Source organism: Gemmatimonadaceae bacterium, assembly GCA_035633115.1.
Classification (GTDB): domain Bacteria; phylum Gemmatimonadota; class Gemmatimonadetes; order Gemmatimonadales; family Gemmatimonadaceae; genus UBA4720.
Window position 1 is genome coordinate 20,462 of record DASQFN010000068.1, and the last position, 17,916, is coordinate 38,377.

Here is a 17,916-nt window from a genome sequence, read left to right on the forward strand (position 1 = left end):
AAGATTCTTCATTGGGGAGTCGTAGTCCGTTTCGATCGACGTTGGAGATAGGAGAGCCACCAAGGCATCTCGGTTTCGGTCGATTGGCGCAATACCGCTATTACCGCCGGCAAGTATGCGAACAACACCATTGTTGCGCCGCCGAGTCTCAGCAGCTCGTTCTGGGAGTGGATGGTCATTGCGAGATAAGCGGCGATGAAGCCACCAATCGTGGAAACGAGAGAGAGCAAATATGCCTCTCTGTAGGTTGCTGCAATGGTGAGAAGAGGGAGCGCATTGTACCAGTCCCAGGTCTGAGGCACGCAGGCCATCGTAAAAACCAGCCACGCTTCGCGTCGCCGCCATTTTATCAGAACCAACGCGATCAAGGGGCCGCCCAAGCGAAGAATTGGTGGGCGCATGTGGCCACTACGCTCGGACAACAGGGCAAGCCATTCGCGCGGCCACGAAGGAAGAAGCAGCAGGCTCACAGCTCCAAGAACCAAACATCCGGCGGCCAGCGCAATCCAGGCGCGAGGAGAGCTCGCAGATGCCACTACGGGCATGCCCGTTTGCGGCTTGGCCAGAACAAAAAAACAAAGTGCCGGGATGAACACCGCAGCGGTCATCAGAATCGTCCACTGAGCCGCTGTAACGTTGAACAGGAACGTGAGGGATACGAGGATCGGCAAACGATGCCAGCTGTCTGCCGTCATGCCGTAGACGAGTAACGCGGTGGAGATCCATACGAATGCGGTCACCGCGGCGGCCTGAGGTAAGGCGGCCAGGGGCATCGCGGCAACAAAGGCAGTGGCCGGATACAGGAGGGAGTAATCCAGCTCGAACGTCAGGCCGGGGCCGACAAGCGGGTAAGGGCTGATGCCCTGGAGTAATGAGCGCGCGCCGAACCACACCAGCGAGAAATCGCCGTAGTATGTTGGCTCGGTAACGAAGCGGTAAACGATCACTGCTGCCGCCATCGTCGCAACTACCACCGCGAGAGCAAAGCGTCGCAGCGGAGTTGGTCTGTTGTCACCCCAAGGCCAGCCGCGAGTCATGTTCAACACCCGCTAATGCTATTGCGCTTGCCTAGCTTCTAACAAGATTGAGCAACCCAATGACGCGCTTCGCCAATAGCGGTACCCAGTCTCCTCTGCTCGATAAAGCGGAGAAGATCGCGGCTGTGGTAATTACTCTGGCTGTCATCTGCTTTCATTTGGTCACTGCAACCTCCGCTGGGCCACTCTGGCGCGACGAGGCTGCCGCGCTGGGGCTCGCGACCTCGCCAACTCTTGGGGAGGTTTGGAACAACCTGCAACACGAAGCGTTCCCGATTCTCTGGCCGTTGCTGATACGCGAGTTCAGCTCGCTCGTCGGACCGATGAACGACTCCGCATTCCGTGCCCACGGGAAACCGCCGACAATGGATATGGATGAGATGCTGCATGCCATGGATCGGCCCGGTGAACAACACAAACTGGGTAGCGCGCCCCGGTAACGGTACGGTACCACTACCCGTACCCCGCCACTACCTCGCCTCCACGCTCCTATCGACTAATTTTGTGCGTTGACCCGCCCCCAAATCTCGAGGCAGCGCAAGATGACGTTTACGCGCGAAGGCATCACGCCAAGCGGTCGCCATCCCAGAAGAGTTTTCGCCTTTAGAATTAGGTACTCAATCTTGAGGAAGGCTGAGGGGTCTGTTGGCGTCCTCCTCACGCTGACTGTTATCTGGCTCCATTACTTGGTAGCGACCTCTGCCGGGCCGCTATGGCGGGACGAGGCCGGCGGGGTCGGACTCGCGACGCTGCCCACGCTGGAAGATGTCTGGGCGAACCTCCGACACGACTCGTTTCCTATACTCTGGCCGTTGGCGCTGCGAGAGTACTCCGCTCTCGTCGGGCCGATGAACGACCCGGCACTTCGTGCCCTGGGGTTTTGGGTAGGCGCGGGCATTGTTGCCGCCCTGTGGTTCAGTGCCGTAGCGTTCCGGAACTCGGTTCCTTTGCTGTCCCTCGCGTTGCTGGCGATGAATCCCAGCCTGATCGTATGGGGCGATTCGATACGCGCCTACGGATTCGGGGCTCTGCTAATTCTTCTTGCGGGCGCCTTGCTGTGGCGATTCGTGGAGGAGCCTGGAGTGGGTCGTTTTTCTGCTGCCGCCGTCGCCGCGATCGTCAGCGTTCATGCGCTCTACAACAATTCCGTCCTGGTGTTGGCTTTCTGTGCCGGCGGCGTCGCGGTGTGTGCTCTCGAGCAGGCGTGGAAAAAAGCCGCCTTGGTGGTGCTGATAGGCGCATTGGCGGCGATTTCGCTCGTTCCCTATGCGGCGATGATCCAGGAGACGAGCAGCGTAAGGGTTCTGCAAACGACCGACTACAACCTAGGCTGGTTTCGGGAACGATTGAACGAAACACTCCGTCCAGCGGGCGCTTGGGCGCCCTACGTTTGGGTCGGAGCTTTCGCGGTTGCAGTGATGCTTGGAGTTCGCGCAGTGCGACTGCCAGGTCAGCTGGCTATCTCACAAAGCCAGCGTAGGTTGGTCCTCTTTGCTCTCGTCAGCCTTGTCGTAGGCGTGGTGGGCACCTTTGTTTTTCTGGACCAATTGTCTTGGTTCACGCGCCCCTGGTATTACATCACGTTACTGGCGCTCGCCGCCGTATGCATTGATGCGTTGTTTGGAGCGGTGATCCATACAGTTCCCCTGCGCATTGCTCGCCTCGGCATAGTATTGCTGCTCGCCGCGGCGACGATCCTGCCCGCTGCTGGGGAATCGCGGCAGCGGATGACTAACGTTGACCTCATCGCTTCACGCCTCCATCAGATTGGGCGGCCGGGTGACCTCATCTTGGTCAACGGGTGGTACCCCGGGGTGAGCTTCAGCCGCTACTATCGCGGCCCGGTTTCCTGGATGACGGTGCCCCCACTTGGCTTCTACCGATATCATCGTTACGACAAAATCAAAACGCTAATGATGTTGAGAGATCAGACAATGCCTGTTCGCCCGGCGACTGATCAGGCAGCTGTTGTGTTGCAGGGAGGGCATCGGGTGTTCATCGTTGGAGGTCTGATCTTTTCGCGCCCGAACCGGCCGCGGTCGCCTCCGCGGCCCGCGCCTCGGCCTGGAGATCATCCCTGGCCAGAAGCGGAATACTCCACTGAGTGGTCGTTAATGCTCGGAGATTTCCTACGCGAGCATTCGAGCACGCTTGTAAAGGTGCCGGTGGAAGTCCCCACTCCGGTCAGTCCCTACGAAGATCTGGAGCTTCTGGTGGCCGAAGGCTGGCGGCCTTGATCCTTCGGGCTGTAATCAGTTCCATCCATCACGGACCCGCCCTTCGTTCGGTCGTCGAAGAATCATGATTGTGGCCGGGATGAATGCGGAAACAACCATCATGTTGGCATCATGTCGAGACTGGTGACGTCATGAACGTGCGCTCGCTGCGTGACCAGTGCCGAGCTAGGATACGATCGAGAGGAGTCCGACCTCGCACCAAGTGTTGGCCAGGGCAACAACGACAAGCACGTTGTACGAATACGGCGTCTGCACTACGCAGGCAAAGCGGAAAGCAAGCCACGCTTTAAGGCGCCGCCAGCGAAAGAGGACTAGGAGTACAGAAGCCGCAGAGCCGGGTAGTCGGTGCTGCCAGCTATTTGTGGCGCTGCCAGAGCGCGAAATCGCTGTTAGCGAGGCGGCAGATTGTCAACGCCCAGCCCGCCGTCGGCGAGCCGACCGGGGAGGAATACATATTGGTCTCCGGCAAGTGCGACCTGCACGCTTGGCCATACGAGCGACAGCATCACCACGGACGCGCCAAGCCCGACAAGAGCGAGGTTCCAGCCTTTGAACCCGTGGATGGAGTCGGATTCGAGGTTGACAGCGGTCAGAGCATTATCTCCGGGCGCATGCTCCCTCCGGTGTGAATAGAAACGCGCGAAGCTCCTCGTATCGCGGCGCGCGACCGCGTACAGCGACGGTTGTGTCGGGCGCGCCATAATGGGAAACCAGTTCCTCCCGAATCTGGTTTGCCCTCACCGCGGCAACCGCGTTGAAGTCCGCTGATCGTAGCACCCGCCTGATACTTTCGGCAGAGAATTCGTGCACTTGGCTCGCGTCCACGATGAGCCACGCACGCCGACCAGCGCAGCGCGCTTCCGCGATACGCTGTTTTACGCGGGTGAACGCGACTGGATCAGCCACCCGGTTGGCCAGCCCAGCGAAGTCGACTGCCTCCTCGCGCCCAAAATGCGGGAAGTCTATCTGCTCTATAGGAAGCACGTAGTAGTAGTTGAAGGACGACGCGAGCGGCTCGGGTGCGATGATCAGAAGATCCGACGGCTCTGTACGCGCCGTGACCGCGGCGGCGAGCTCCCTTGCGTTTGAGGGCGTGGTTCTAATCAATGCGACGAGTGCAACGCAATATGTTGCAACAAGCGCTGCAAGGACGGCCCACCATAGTGGCATGACGCCGCCACGACGGCCGACCAGCCAATGCGCAAGCGCAAGAAGCATCAGCGGAGCGAGCGTCACCAGGCAGCGCGCGAGTATCAGGTTGGAGCGAGGAGACAAGAGGGTTGCGAAGAGCCAAGCGGTGACTGGAACAACAAGTACGACGATCAGTGAAGCGCGCGTGCTCCTCGCGGCTGACACCGGCTTGTTCACAACGGTGGACGTCACTCCCGCGGCTCGATCTCGGCGCACCCGCCTAAGTTCTCCGGCGCCGAGAACAGCAGTCGGGAGAACAGCCGGGTACGCGAAAATCGTTGATCGGAGCAGCACCCCGGCGGAAAGAGCGACCAATCCGACCATTTCCTTCCAACCATCCACTAACAGCGGCGCGTGCCCCGCATTTTGCGCCTGGAAGACCAGCCGTGGGGCCCACGGTAAATACGCAATCCCGATTACGATCTGCGCGACAAGCCACTCTCTCATCGCCGTCGCGCGCCCACGACCGACGCCGATGAGCAGCACCAGACTCGCTGCAAGCCATTCGCCGAAGAGGACGAGCCATCCCCAGTTGTGCGTGTAAAGCAAGGCGAGGCTGGCTACGACGTGGCCTGTCCACACACCGCGCCCACCACGCTCGAGACCGCGTATCAAGGTGTAGCTTGAAATCAGTGCGACAAGCGGCAGCAAGGAGTACGGACGCGCTGTGGCTGAAAACGCGCTTAGAGCTGGAGATATTGCGGCGAGACCCGACGCGAGAAGGCCGACGCGCGATGAGAACAGCGACGCGCCCACGAGATATATGGCCGGGACAATCGCGACACCAATGCCTACCGGCAGCAGCCGAGCCGCCATGTCGCCGTTTCCAGCGAGTGGCAGCCACAAGCGCATGAGCGCGTAGAAGAGCGGAGGGTGAGATTCGTGGAGCCGGAGAAACTCCAGCATCGCGCTCCATGAGGGGAAGCGGACGATGAACAAAAAGAGGGCTTCGTCACGCCACAGGCCGCCGCGCGCCGCAATGAGGCAACGTATGAGCAACGCGACAACTGAAAAGAGGACGAGGGCTGGCCCGGTTCTGCCCGTTACCCGCGCCATCGTCAGTGCGGGTCCTGTATGAAGCCAACTGTCCGCCAATCAGGGCGACGTTGAGACCTCTTCGGGCAAATCACCTGGGGACGCTAGTTAGATCGGCGGCCCCTTTCAATGGGCAGATCGCGAACATGGATTGCGTTGATGCTGGTGTGGAGCGCAATCTCTAACCATGGGACTGCGCTGGGACTCGCGACGTCGCCAACCTTTGGGGAGGTTTGGAACAACCTGAAGCACGAAGCCTTCCCGATTCTCTGGCCGGTGCTGATACGCGAGTTCAGCTCGCTCGTCGGCCCGATGAACGACGTCGCATTCCGTATCCTCGGCTTCTGTATGGGCCTCGCGATCGTTGCGGCCCTGTGGTTCAACGCGCGAACGTTTCGCCATGCTTTGCCTCTGTTCTCGCTCGCCCTACCGGCCATGAATCCGAGCCTCATCGTCTGGGGCGATTCCGTACGCGCTGACGGATTAGGGATCACGCTTGTCCTTTTTGCTGGCGCATTCATCTGGCGATTCGTCGAGGATCCAACCCCAACTCGTTTTGCGGCGGCGGCGGTGGCTTCGATCGTGAGCGTTCACACACTCTTTTACAATTCTGACTTGCTGCTCGCGTTCTGCGCAGGCGCGGTTGCGGTGTGTGCGTTGAACCGCGCCTGGAAAAAGCCGCAATGGTGGTGCTGTTGGGTGGTCTGGCTGCCGCTTCGCTCGTGCCCTATGCCGCGAGGGTGAGCGACGCCGGCGATTGGAACATGCTCGTGAAAATGCCCGACTACACGCTGAGCTGGTTCCGCGAGAGATTGCACGAAACAATTCAGCCCGTCGGGGCCTGGGCGCCATTCGTGTGGATCCTGGCATTCGCAGTTGCAGTAATGGTTGGAGTTCGTGCGGTGCGCCTTCCAGATCAGCTCGGTATCTCGCAAAGACAACGCGACGTGATCTTGTTTGCTCTCGTTAGCCTGGTGGTTGGAGTAGTCGGAATCTTCGTTTCTCTGGACTATCTGTCTTACTTCACCGGGCCATGGTATTACCTCACGCTACTGGCGCTCGCTGCCGTGTGTATTGATGCAGTGTTTGGAGCGGTGATCCATAGAGTGCCGCTCCGCCCCCGACCAGTGAGCGAGCCGAGCGAAGATATCACCTCAGTGGTTTCTGCTGTCCCTGTTTGCCCCTAAGAATCCTAGTGTTGACTCGAAGCGCGCAACAAATCGCGTAACTCAAAAGCAGCACTGCCACCTTTCTCCGGGCGCAATTGCGCGTCACTCCTTCAGTGCTCGAGGCGGGGAGAGACCGTTTCCGTATGTACGCCAGTCGCAGAAAGTGAGGATCTTTTTGAACCCGCTCGCCGAATGCGCGTGGATTTGTCAAAAGCTACCCACAGCGTTCCAACAAACAACACGAGAATCGGAATCTGATATACGTTAGGGCTCCACGCCCAATCGCTTATGGATTTTGGTAGAACCACCCGTAAACCATCTTTGTGGCCCATCAGCAATACCGTCGTCGCTACCGTATAGACGACAAACGGAATGTTGCTAAAGACCGCAATTGCCGGAACAACGATGGCAAGATACTGATTGGTCATCGCGGGAGAGAATGCGACGAGCACAAGACTGTAGATCAGCAGCGCATCCATAGTTTGCCAGCGCCTAGTCAGGTATCCCGCCAACAGCACGGCGCCAAGAAAGAATTCCAGCGGCGATACGAGGCTTCGAATAACCGACGGGAGGATTGTATTCCAGAGCGGGGCGTTATGTCGCGAGGTGTAAAGAAAGACATTCGCGACAATGCCTGCGCCCCCACTCCTCCAATACGGAAGAAAGCCCATCAGGAAGACTGCAATCGGCACTCCAATCGCCCAGGCGCGCGGGCCCCACCGCCTTTCGCGCAAAGCGAGCCAAACGGGAAACGCGAAGAATACGTGCTTCACCATTAGCGAAAGACCCAGAAGACAATACGCTGCGAGCCGGCGCTTGGTGATATTGCTGGGGTGTGGACTCTCACGCTGGTCTGAGTCGTAAACCAGGACAGCGAGCATTGCGAGGAGCACAGCTAGGTTGTCAAACTGGCCATGATACCCGCTAATGAGGATCGCGACAGGGTTGAGGAGTGCAGCCATCGCGGGGAGGCGGCCAAAATTGTAATAGATCACTGCGAACAGCCCTATATCCACGAGAGACAAGAAGCTTGCAACGGCAAGACGGAATGCCATTGTCGGGTCCGCGAAACGCTGCGCAGTCGCATCCAGCAGATGCAGAACCCAAAACCAAATCGGCCCGTAATTGTAGCGATCGGTCTCAGCGTACACGTTGCCGCCGCGCTCCATGATGCTTGCGACGATTCGGTACGAGGTGAAGTCGTGGTTGTAATCAGGGCCTGCAAGAAGCACACGGACCACAATCGAAGTGAGGACGAGAAGGCCGACCGTAGTGCCCCCGACAGAGCGGAGACGGTTCACGGGTCTTGAGTGTGGCGAGGGCGGGAGCGACTCTTCAGCGCCGCATCTACCAACGAGGCAACACGGGTGCCATCGCGAACTGCGTAGTTAGTGCCGCGGTCCTCTGGAAATATCTGACTGAAGTTAGCCAAATAGACGTTGGGCGTTGGAGTAGTGAATGAAGGGATTCGTCTCTCGTAGTCGCAATCGACAACGTGTTGAGCATTCTGAAAGCGCGTAAGGTGACACTCCTTAACCTTCTCACGATCGAACCCGGGATACATCTTCGATATGTAGGCGAACCACTGGGCTTCGACGTCGCGCGTGGCCTGCGAGAACAACGCGTGGTCATGTGGCAGATAAGTCGCCGCATAATACACACAGTTACCGTCATAGAACGACCGGCCGATAAGTCGCGTGTGATTGATAAAGACTAGAAAGGGTGCGTCCGGTTCGTTAACACTCACCCAATACGTCCCACCGAGATCCTGGCTTGAGGAGAAAACGAGACAGATAGCGCCCAAATACTGGACCGATTCGAGTTGCCGCCGGTATGCGCTCGAGAGGTGAACGTCTTCATTTGTCAGTTTGGCAAAGACATGACTCGGAACGGTAGCAATAACGGCGGCGAAGTGCCGCACCTTGCCGTCGATCGTAACTGTTGGACTGACCCCACCACTCACCGCCTCGACGGCAGAATCAGTGTGAATTTGCACCTTGTCCGCATTCAACCGGTCTTGAATTGCCGAGACGATCGTATTGAACCCACCCTCGAAATAACCCAGACGCTCGACGGAATCCTCAGGAACACGCGAGTTGGCCCGCACGTGCAACCTCGCCCATAGCCATTCCATGGACACGATGTCCGCAAACCGTCCGAACTTGCCTCGAAGCATCGGCTCCCAGATCACGCTAAAGCCGCGCTCCCCGGCGCGGTCGCGCATCCACGCCAGTGCGGGCTGGCCCCTAAAGCGGCGGGAACTTGGTTGTCGCTGGAGATATAGGACTGCGAGCCCGACCCTCACCCGGTCTACTATCGAGATAGGCTTGAATCGCAACAAATCTCCGGGGGTCATGAACGGCCAGATTCGCCCATCGTAGTAGATCGCCATGGAGCTTCGATGCCAGAGAAGACGATCTGAAATTCCTAACTCCCGGGCGAGCCCGATTATATCAGCGTCGCCGCGAAATAGGTGGTGATAGGTCCGCTCGATGCTTGTGCCGTGCATCCGGACACCGGACGCAAGACCCCCAAGCGTCTGTCCGCGTTCAAAAAGCTCCACCGCGTAGCCTGCGCCAGACAGACGGAGCGCAGCGACAAGTCCCGTGAAGCCACCGCCGATAACTGCGATCGCGTCGTTACCATGGGTCATACTGTGCACGGGATGTCAACGCCATGGATTGAAGGTCCACGCACACTGCTGCTGCCGATTTCGTCGCAAGCGGTCGAAGGACGCTCTTCGACAGGAGAGGATGCTTCCCACCTAGCATTGTCCGACAAAGTTTCTTCAGCTGGCCCACGATTTCCAGTTAATCGATTCGCTCGAATGGGCGCGAACATCCAGCGGTTTTCCATTCTACACCTTTGAGACTAGTCTCTGACGGGCGTTCCCCGCGCACCTGGATCGGCCGAGCACGACCCGCATGCACGGGAAAGCGTTCATGAACGCCAGGTGCCATAGCTCCCGCGCCCGAACAACCCGTGCGCGCCACTGCGCTCCCAGATGCCGAGCGGAATTCCCGTGGCATCCCGATAAAGCGACGAAAACAGCTCGATGCATCGTTGAATCCAGAGACTGACGATCGTCCAGCTCGCCAAAGAGTATCATCGTCGGCAACAATACCTGCGCGCCGGTGAGAACAGGATCGCGACTCGCATGCGTGAAATTCATTGTCGTTGAGGACTACTTCTTTGGCGGTTCCGAAAGGGGCATGCAACCGAAGCTGCGACTCATCCAAACGCCTGAGTTCTCAAATCGATGCGAAAACGGCCGTGCAAAGTTCGCACAGTCCCTTCCAAGGACGATGAATCAGCAATCCTGCTTGTTTGTTCCAGCAATCTAGTCTTCGATTTGCTTGTCCCGTTACTCCAGCTTGGCGCAGCAGGATACGCATGAAGCATTCAGTGTGGGAATCTCGCAACAGCAAGTTGCAGCGTTGTTCTCGGTAACAGGAATCTTGCTAATTGCTAGGCCAATCCTCGACGCAGAGGATACCGGCCCGAAAGCACTTCGCGGCTAGCGTTGCTGGGTTGCTTTCGAAGCACGTAAACCCATGCCACCCTGCGGCGTCCGCTTGGAAGCGTCACGAAAGCGCGCTTCCTGTCGTACTCGGGCCCTTCATACCGATCGATCCTTCGCAAGACGTTCTGCGCTTCTCCTGCAGGGAGTTCATAGAGCTCCCCGAATACACGGCTACCATTCGCTGAATTACGGATAACGCCAGGATACGGGCCCAGGTCGTAGAGCCGTCCAGTCATCGACGCTCTTCCCGCAAAGCGGGCTTCACGCAACAAGGGATGGATTTTTCCCGGAGAGGATCGCTTCAGCGTACCGTACACAAATAATGGGAAGGACATTATTGTCCCAGCGGCAATCTTAATGTCTGAAGCAAGGACGGCAGTCGCTCAAACCCTTGTGGTCCCAACACGTCACGGACGAACTGATGCTGCGAAAGCATTCTCAGGTCGTACTCGAAGAAACCGAGGATCTCTTTGTCCGAGATTGGGGGGAAACAGCAAGATTATGGCGCGGATGAAAACGGGGTGATGTGAAGAAGAAACTGACCCCCAAACTGTCCCCGAATTCGTAAGTCAATGGAGCGTACAGGGATCGAACCTGCGACCTCCTGGTTGCAAACCAGGCGCTCTCCCAGCTGAGCTAACGCCCCTCAATTTCAATATACCCCCTCGGCGAATCGGCTCCAAAAGGCATTCGCCACAGACTGTCATTCCCAACTCGCTACATCCAGACCGCCAGCATCAACGCGCCCCAGAAGTTGATTAGAACACTCGCGGTCACCAGCGCGCGCGCTCGATTCGTCATTGGATGGGGTAACCCCCGCGCGGCCAATACTATGAGAAACGGCATGAAATCAAGAGCGTAGCGGTAACCGAACTGCAGATAGCCAATGCCATAGTACGCGAGGATGGGAACCAACAGAGTGAACGTCGCAATCCAGCATGCCCTCACCAGGTTTTCGCTGAATCGCGCCCGGAAGACATACAGCAGCGCAGGGGATGTGAAAAACAGTCCCATGCCCCATTGAGACGGCTCGACATACGGAAACCGTAGGACAGCTGTAGAATCCCCGCCGACGGGTTGCGGACCCTGGAGCAGCATCATGAAGAAATTCTTTGGAACGTGCTCCAGGCTGAACAAGCCAGCTGAACGCGCCTCGTAAAGCACATCACTGTAGAGCACAGCCGTGCCGAAGCCCGTCTCGGCAATGTTGCCGAAGCGCGCGTAGTTGTAAGCGCACAAGAGGAGTATCGGCGCGGCGAGACCGCTAAAGAGCATGGCGAGGCGCGGCAAGAGCGTCGCGGGGCGCGTTTCGAACCGAGCTCGCTGAGGCTGCTCGCCCGCGCCGACTCCCCCGTCGCCAGCTGCCGCCATCCAGAGGAAGAAAGGCAGCGCGAAGATCTCGGTGAACCGGCATGCCGCCGCTAAGCCGAGAGTTACTCCCACCAGCAGCCACCGCTGCTTCCCTAATGCCTCGTGTATCGCGAGAAGAAGAAAGGTCGTCGCAACGATGTGTGCGTAATAGGTCGAGATGCCAATCAGCGTTACGCCGAGGTACGGAGTCCCCGCAAAGTAGAGAAGCGCTGCCCAATGCCTGCGTTCGTCGGAGACTCCGGCAAGCCCGAGCAAGCGATACAGTATGAGAACGTTCGCTGCTGTGAATGCGTAGCCCACAAACACGAGAGCCATCCCCGCGTTGAGAAGCGGAAGCAGGGGGACGAGTAGAAGCGCTGGAAGCGGCCCGAAGGGCAGGTATTTGTGGCCCTGCCACGGCGCGTAGTCGCCGTACCGAGGCGGCAAATTGTCAACGTCTAGCCTGCCCTCAGCGAGCTGGCGCGCGAGGAATACATACTGGTCTCCGCCGAGTGCGACCTGAACGGTCGGCCACACGAGTAAGAGAATCACAACAGTCGCGCCAAGCCCGACGACGGCCAAGTCCCAGCCCCTTGAACCGGTGATTGATTCGGGTTCGCGCGTGCCAGCTGTCACAATACCACCTCAGCGGTTTGCATTCGTGTCTGTTTCCCGGACAATCATGAAGTCGACTTGAAGTCGAAAAAATCGTCGTTGCTGCGGAGCTTCCCAGACATCGTCTCTTCGCACACCTTTCTCCCGCTCATGGAGCATTTCCACTCAATCGATTCGTGTCGAATCTGCCGCAATACTGAGCTGCTTTCCATCCTTCACCTCGGCGAGCAAGCATTGACAGGCGTGTTTCCGAGACGTCGGGATGAGTCGCTGACAACTGGTCCGCTGGAATTGATAAAGTGCCACGGGCCCGAGGCGTGCGGGCTTGTCCAGCTGCGCCACTCATATAGCTCCTCTGAGCTTTACGGGGAGAACTACGGCTATCGGTCGTCACTCAACCGATCGATGGTGGGTCACCTGCGAGACAGAGTGCAGGCCTTGCGCAACCTCGTCGAGTTAAACGCTGACGATGTCGTACTCGACATCGGAAGCAACGACGGCACGACTCTCTCTTTTTACCCGGACGCCCTGACTCGTGTCGGAATGGACCCGACCGCGGAGCGATTCAGCCGGTATTACCCGCAAGGGGTTCACGTCATCGCGGATTTCTTCTCAGCTGAGCGGTTCCAGCGCGAGATGGGGATGCGAAAAGCGAAGATCGTAACATCGATCGCCATGTTCTACGATCTCGAGCGTCTCGGTTCATGTGGGTAGCAGAATTCGGCCATTGACGATGCAGGGCGCGGGCGGATCAGGGTGCGCCAGCTCAACCGGTGATAGAGCGCATGCATCAGACGCTTCGGGCCGGCCGAAGCGTTTTGTGGCCGGCGCTCCCGCGAGCGTTCGTCGGGGCGTTACGAGCGCACGCAGCGGCATGCGACAACACGCCGTGATTGTCCCGTTGGAAAACGACGGCCCGATCGCCGCTACGAAAGACATGTCGCGAGGAATTCGAGGGTTGGCGTGAGTGAGGACGTACGCAGGCTTAAGTAGCTTGCCGCGATTTCGCAGTGACAGTCAAACCCAGGTAATCGTTTGCTCCGTCCCACCGCAACGAAAAGTTTCCGACGACGGCGAGGAGGAGGAAAAGCGGAGAGAAGACAATGGCGACCAGAGCCGAAAAAATCCGCCGAAAGAAGCCCTTGCGGTACGGCCACGCTGCGGCAAGGTAAAGCGTCATCACTTTGTAACAGGCGACCGTTAAGGAATTGCCTCGACCCAAGACTCTGATTTCGTCGAAGCCGGCTTTTGATAGCAGATGGCGCATTCCAGACGGCGTAAAACGCCAATAGTCGTATGGAATGAAGTGCCATCGCGCGGCAAAGGGCACTGTCAAAACGAGACGTCCACCTTGTTTGAGGCAACGATGTGCTTCCGACAAGAACACGTCTGGGTCAATCACATGCTCGAGGGTTTCTGTGCACAGGACCAAGTCAACGGAGCCGGTTTCAACGGGCCAGACGTTGCCAGAAAAAGAAATCGTATCGGGTTGCATGTACCCAAATCTTTCTCTGGCATCGACAATATCGATACCGACGTAGTTGACACCCGTGGGCAGAAGAGATCGGAACGGTTGTCCGCCACAGCCAACGTCGAGGACGGTGCCGTGGGCCGATCGGAGTTCGTGTGTTAAGTCGTTCGTAATTGATCCATACTGTAAATCAACGAATCTTTGGATCCCGGCGAATATTCTTTGCTGCCGCGTCGCGGAATGCCCGATCGGCGGCGGCCTCCAGTGTTCGTGAACGCCCTCCAGAAGATTCGTCCTCTGCCCCGCAGGGGCCTTGGCCGCGTCGGCGGTCTCTTGAGAAATCGTCACAAATGGGCGGACGAGAACATGCTCGTGATCTGTAAACCTGAATTCATTGTCGTTGAACACTACCGCTTTGGCGATTCCGATAGAGGGCCTGCAGCTCAGTGTTGTTGACGAACCAATCAACTAATGCTGCAAATCCTTCAGCGAACGTGTACCGGGGTCTCCACCCGAGCTCCTCGACCGCCTTCCGGTTGTCAGCAACCCAAATGCTGGTGTCCCAGTCACGATTGGCCATTGTACCCCATTCGGGCTCAGCCGTGATCGCCATGACACGGCGGGCGGTGTTCACCACCTCTCGCAAGTCTGTTTGAGCTCCGGTTCCAATATTGTAAACGGCACCAGCCTCGTGATTCCGTGCCGCCGCCAGAAGGTAACTCTCGCATACGTCATCGACGTGCACATAATCCCGCGCGACTTCCGGATCCGCGAGCGGGGGCAGCTCGCCTCTTAGCCCGCACATCACGACATTCGGCATGAGCCTGGTCGGCTCCTCGTACGGACCATAGGCCGAATAAAGACGAAGAGTCGGCACATTAGCGTTTCGATTGCGAGCTACGTAGCGACAGTGCATCGTGGCCGCCGCCTTGGTCACGGCATAATTGCTTCCGGGATCGAGTCGCTCGTCTTCCGAAGGAGCGTGATCCTTGAACCCGTACTCCGACGACGTCCCGGTGTTGATGAATGTTTCGAACCCACAAGCGAGGCAGGCATCGAGCAGATTCGCGGTTCCGAGTAAATTCGTTGCGATCATTCGCTGCCAATCCACCTGCGAGGGATATGCACCGTATACAGCGAGGTGAAAAATCCAGTCAGGCCTGATCCTACGCAGCAATGGCCTCAATGCCTCGGTATCTGAGATGTCGACCTCGTGCAAGCGTACCTCATCGCGGATTTCCTCGATTCGCCAGTTCTGGTGTGCAGGGTGAACGAGTAGATGAACCTCATGACCATCCTGAAGGATCCGGCGCGCCAGATTAGAACCGATAAAACCGGTCGCTCCGGTGAGGACTGCGCGCTTCATTTGATCGGTTTCCGGCCAACTACGCAAAGATTTCCTAAAGCCACGGACAGCCGGAAACCACCGAGCCGCGTTCCTTTCAGGACTCCCAGCAGTGCTTGCTTGATCGCGCGGGGCATTGGCACCAGGTGCAGGAGGTAACGCACAGAGTAAGTGTTGCGCACCTGTGTGACGGTCAGAACCTCAAATCCATGGTCGGCCAGGATGCGCCGCATCGTCGGCGGACTGTAAAGGTATGTATGCTCAACATCGATGATCGGACTCCGCTCGCCGAGGACTCGGGCGGAAATGGATTGGGCATTGTGATTCAGACAAAGGATCAATCCACCGGGTCTGAGCACTCTCAGACATTCATCCAGGAGCTCTCCAGGCTGCGGGATATGATCGAGGACCTGGAACATGCAGACCATGTCGAATTCCCCGGTCCTGAACAGCCCCGGCCGCATAGTGTCACAGACGATCTGCCTGCTCACTCGATCGCTTGCGCCGCTTGTCGCAGCTTTGCTGGGCTCTACGCCGCGGACCTGAGCAAAACCCTGTTCAATTGCCTCTTCGAGGAAAAATCCATTTCCGCATCCAATTTCCAATAGACGGCCCTTTGCGCCATCGAGCTCCGCAACGGCCTCGTTCAGGTATCGGCCATAAGTGCGTTTGAGGTTGGCGACTTCTTCGTCGTAGGTGAATGTACTTTCGGCATAGAGCTTCTCGATCGTTTCGGTTTTCACCACGGGGTCAGATCGAATCAGACCGCAGGAGTTGCACGTGACCAGACGGTAATGAATTCGGTCGGGAATGCGCCGCGCCGAGAAAACCTTCGGATTGAAGGCTGAGTAGTCGAAGTTGGCGGGGTAAAGTTCTGACGCGGCGTCCAGCGTACCGCAAATCGCGCAGCGTGTGGGATGCAAATCGCCACGCTGAATCACCGCAGTGCTCACTCGGCCGACGGGGTTTCCGCGCGATCCGGGTGATTCAGTATGCTCTCGACGATATAAGGCGGGCGTCGTTTGACCTCGTCATACAAGTGAGCCTGATACGACCCTATGATACTGAGACTCAGCAGCTGCAGGCCTCCGAGGAAAAGCACTAACACGATGAGAGTCGTGAAGCCGGTTGGTGCGAGACCAGGAAAGACCAGACGCAGGAATACCTGGACGACGATACCGACGAACGAGAACGCGACCGTGACCACCCCCAGCCAGGTGATCAAATCGAGCGGGACATACGAGAAGGAAAAGATCGCCCTCCGCGCCCAACCCATATTTGCGAGGAACGAATTGGTCGTCCTTCCAAACATTCTCTCGGGGCGTATGTAAGGGACACCGACTTGTCGAAAGCCAACCCACGCGCGTAGACCGCGCAGGAAACGGTTATTCTCCGGTAGGTTCTTGAGGACTTCGACAACACGACGATCGATCAACGAGAAATCGCCAGCATCGAGCGGAATGGGCACGTACGACGTTGCCCGGAAAAGCCGATAGAATGCCTTGTACGAGAGTTGGAGAAACCGGCTCGCGTTCCGTTTCTCCCGACGGCCATAGACAACTTCGAATCCCTGGAGCCACCTCTCGTAAAACTGTACAATGAGCTCAGGTGGATCCTGAAGATCCCCGTCGAGCAGGATCACAGCATCGCCCGTCGCAATGCGCATTCCACTCGTAAAGGCGCTTTGCGACCCGAAGTTTCGGGAATGAGTGATCACCACTACGGACTTGTCTACGGTCGCCAGGTTCGCGAGAACGTCCGCAGCGTTATCGGGGCTCGCATCGTTGACGAAAATGATCTCGTAGTCGACGCCAAGCTGCCGGAACACGTTCGTGAGTCGCTCATGCATTATCGGAACCGCTTCCGCATCGCCGTAGCACGCAATTACCGCGGAAAGCTTTTTCCTGCCAGGTTTTTCGTGTCCGTAACGATAAGCTTCCGGTACCGCAACCACGGCGCGGTCGGCCGGCACGTCGTTCGAAGCGGATCGTCCCGACGATCCCGTCATGACATTTCGCCAGAGGCTGAGATCAACATCCCTCTCGCCACAGCCGCGAGGCCAGAACCAGAAATGCCGTTCATGTCGTTGAGAAATCGCTCGCTGCCGGTCACCCCGTGCGTCCCGGCGCGAACGCCGCATCGCTCCAACCGACATTTGATCTCACGCTCGGCGATAACCTCTGCTACGAGTGACCCGACCCCGCCAACGCGGTAATGCGCCTCGGCTGTAATTGCGAGCGGAAAGCGCGCAAGCACCGCTGCGAGATCATCGACTGGAGCCGGATTCACAGACGCGACAACCACCACGGCTGCCTCGATTCCTTCCTGCGAGAGCAGATCCGCTGCCGCAACTGCTTCTATTGCAATCGCGCCCATCGCGACGATGACCAGGTCGTCTCCTTCTCTTACGAGTTGAGCACGTCCGAGTTCAAATTCGCCGTGAAGCCCCGGAACCTTGGCCTTTTCGTTCTTGCCAAGTCGGTAGTAGATCGGAGACGAAAGATTCCAGGTTGCGCGAAGGGCGCGATCCGCTTGTTCGAAGTCCGCTGGCGCAATCAGGCACAAATCGGGCTGCATCCTCCACGCGCCAACATCTTCCAGGGCATAGTGAGTAGCGCCGGCACTCCCATATTCAAAGCCACCCCCTACTCCGACTATGCGAACCGGAAGTCGATGTCGAACAGGACCATTGCGAATGAATTCGTACGCGCGAAGGCTGGCAAAGGTGGCAATCGAATACACGAACGGAATGAATCCCGCCTCGGCCAGACCAGTCGCCAGCCCAACCATATTCTGCTCAGCTACTCCGACATTGAAAAACTGTTCGGGATTCGTTTCGGCGAACGTCTCCAGCACCGTGTAGCCGAGGTCGGCGGTCAACAGCAGAACTCGTGGGTCGCTGGACGCCAGGTCTGAAAGCACTCTTATAAAAGTTTCGCGCAC

The 17,916-nt window shown here is 57.9% G+C and carries 16 protein-coding genes and 1 tRNA gene; 5 read left to right on the forward strand and 12 right to left on the reverse strand.

Going from position 1 to position 17,916, the window contains the following annotated elements:
* Positions 1-8 precede the first annotated feature (8 nt).
* Positions 9-1,037: a hypothetical protein gene (locus VES88_08770; protein ID HYN81580.1), complete on the reverse strand. Its 1,029-nt coding sequence runs from the start codon at positions 1,035-1,037 to the stop codon at positions 9-11.
* Positions 1,038-1,096: 59 nt separating this feature from the next.
* Between VES88_08770 and VES88_08775 the strand changes: the two genes are divergently transcribed.
* Positions 1,097-1,477 carry a hypothetical protein gene (locus VES88_08775; protein ID HYN81581.1) on the forward strand — a complete coding sequence of 127 codons (381 nt, stop codon included), beginning with the start codon at positions 1,097-1,099 and terminating at the stop codon, positions 1,475-1,477.
* 183 nt (positions 1,478-1,660) lie between these two features.
* Complete coding sequence (locus VES88_08780; GenBank protein ID HYN81582.1) at positions 1,661-3,274, forward strand: hypothetical protein; 1,614 nt, start codon at positions 1,661-1,663, stop codon at positions 3,272-3,274.
* A 597-nt stretch (positions 3,275-3,871) separates the two neighbouring features.
* Here the strand turns inward: VES88_08780 and VES88_08785 are convergent.
* A complete protein-coding gene (locus tag VES88_08785; protein HYN81583.1) occupies positions 3,872-5,521 on the reverse strand; it encodes a glycosyltransferase family 39 protein in 1,650 nt (549 codons plus the stop codon).
* A 108-nt stretch (positions 5,522-5,629) separates the two neighbouring features.
* Here VES88_08785 and VES88_08790 point away from each other — a divergent pair, with 108 nt between their 5' ends.
* Together VES88_08790 and VES88_08795 are read left to right on the forward strand one after the other, a co-directional pair.
* The gene (locus tag VES88_08790; GenBank protein ID HYN81584.1) at positions 5,630-6,244 is read left to right on the forward strand and encodes a hypothetical protein; all 615 of its coding nucleotides are present in this window, start codon (positions 5,630-5,632) and stop codon (positions 6,242-6,244) included.
* Positions 6,241-6,687 carry a hypothetical protein gene (locus tag VES88_08795; protein HYN81585.1) on the forward strand — a complete coding sequence of 149 codons (447 nt, stop codon included), beginning with the start codon at positions 6,241-6,243 and terminating at the stop codon, positions 6,685-6,687. Before VES88_08790 ends, VES88_08795 begins: the two co-directional genes overlap by 4 nt.
* A 92-nt stretch (positions 6,688-6,779) precedes the next feature.
* On the opposite strand, the gene VES88_08800 is transcribed toward VES88_08795, so the two are convergent.
* The 5 genes from VES88_08800 to VES88_08820 form a co-directional block, all read right to left on the reverse strand.
* Positions 6,780-7,970: a glycosyltransferase family 87 protein gene (locus VES88_08800; protein ID HYN81586.1), complete on the reverse strand. Its 1,191-nt coding sequence runs from the start codon at positions 7,968-7,970 to the stop codon at positions 6,780-6,782.
* Complete coding sequence (locus VES88_08805) at positions 7,967-9,322, reverse strand: NAD(P)/FAD-dependent oxidoreductase (protein ID HYN81587.1); 1,356 nt, start codon at positions 9,320-9,322, stop codon at positions 7,967-7,969. Before VES88_08805 ends, VES88_08800 begins: the two co-directional genes overlap by 4 nt.
* Before the next feature lie 287 nt (positions 9,323-9,609).
* Positions 9,610-9,768 (reverse strand): hypothetical protein, encoded by a 159-nt coding sequence (locus VES88_08810; protein HYN81588.1) that lies wholly within the window; start codon positions 9,766-9,768, stop codon positions 9,610-9,612.
* Positions 9,769-10,765: 997 nt separating this feature from the next.
* Positions 10,766-10,838: transfer RNA gene (locus tag VES88_08815), tRNA-Ala, on the reverse strand.
* Between the two features lie 71 nt (positions 10,839-10,909).
* Positions 10,910-12,124 carry a hypothetical protein gene (locus VES88_08820; protein ID HYN81589.1) on the reverse strand — a complete coding sequence of 405 codons (1,215 nt, stop codon included), beginning with the start codon at positions 12,122-12,124 and terminating at the stop codon, positions 10,910-10,912.
* A gap of 462 nt (positions 12,125-12,586) precedes the next feature.
* On the opposite strand from VES88_08820, the gene VES88_08825 reads away from it, so the two are divergent.
* A complete protein-coding gene (locus VES88_08825) occupies positions 12,587-12,871 on the forward strand; it encodes a hypothetical protein (protein ID HYN81590.1) in 285 nt (94 codons plus the stop codon).
* Between the two features lie 271 nt (positions 12,872-13,142).
* Here the strand turns inward: VES88_08825 and VES88_08830 are convergent, their stop codons facing one another.
* From VES88_08830 to VES88_08850, 5 genes are read right to left on the reverse strand one after another with little or no spacing between them, the layout of a single operon-like run.
* Positions 13,143-14,036: a class I SAM-dependent methyltransferase gene (locus tag VES88_08830; protein HYN81591.1), complete on the reverse strand. Its 894-nt coding sequence runs from the start codon at positions 14,034-14,036 to the stop codon at positions 13,143-13,145.
* On the reverse strand, positions 14,020-14,994 hold the full coding sequence (locus tag VES88_08835) for an NAD-dependent epimerase/dehydratase family protein (GenBank protein ID HYN81592.1): 975 nt from the start codon (positions 14,992-14,994) through the stop codon (positions 14,020-14,022). The genes VES88_08830 and VES88_08835 overlap by 17 nt, the downstream gene beginning before the upstream one ends.
* Positions 14,991-15,926 carry a class I SAM-dependent methyltransferase gene (locus VES88_08840; GenBank protein ID HYN81593.1) on the reverse strand — a complete coding sequence of 312 codons (936 nt, stop codon included), beginning with the start codon at positions 15,924-15,926 and terminating at the stop codon, positions 14,991-14,993. The genes VES88_08835 and VES88_08840 overlap by 4 nt, the downstream gene beginning before the upstream one ends.
* Positions 15,923-16,981: a glycosyltransferase family 2 protein gene (locus VES88_08845; GenBank protein HYN81594.1), complete on the reverse strand. Its 1,059-nt coding sequence runs from the start codon at positions 16,979-16,981 to the stop codon at positions 15,923-15,925. Before VES88_08845 ends, VES88_08840 begins: the two co-directional genes overlap by 4 nt.
* Positions 16,978-17,916 carry a transketolase C-terminal domain-containing protein gene (locus VES88_08850; protein HYN81595.1) on the reverse strand — a complete coding sequence of 313 codons (939 nt, stop codon included), beginning with the start codon at positions 17,914-17,916 and terminating at the stop codon, positions 16,978-16,980. Before VES88_08850 ends, VES88_08845 begins: the two co-directional genes overlap by 4 nt.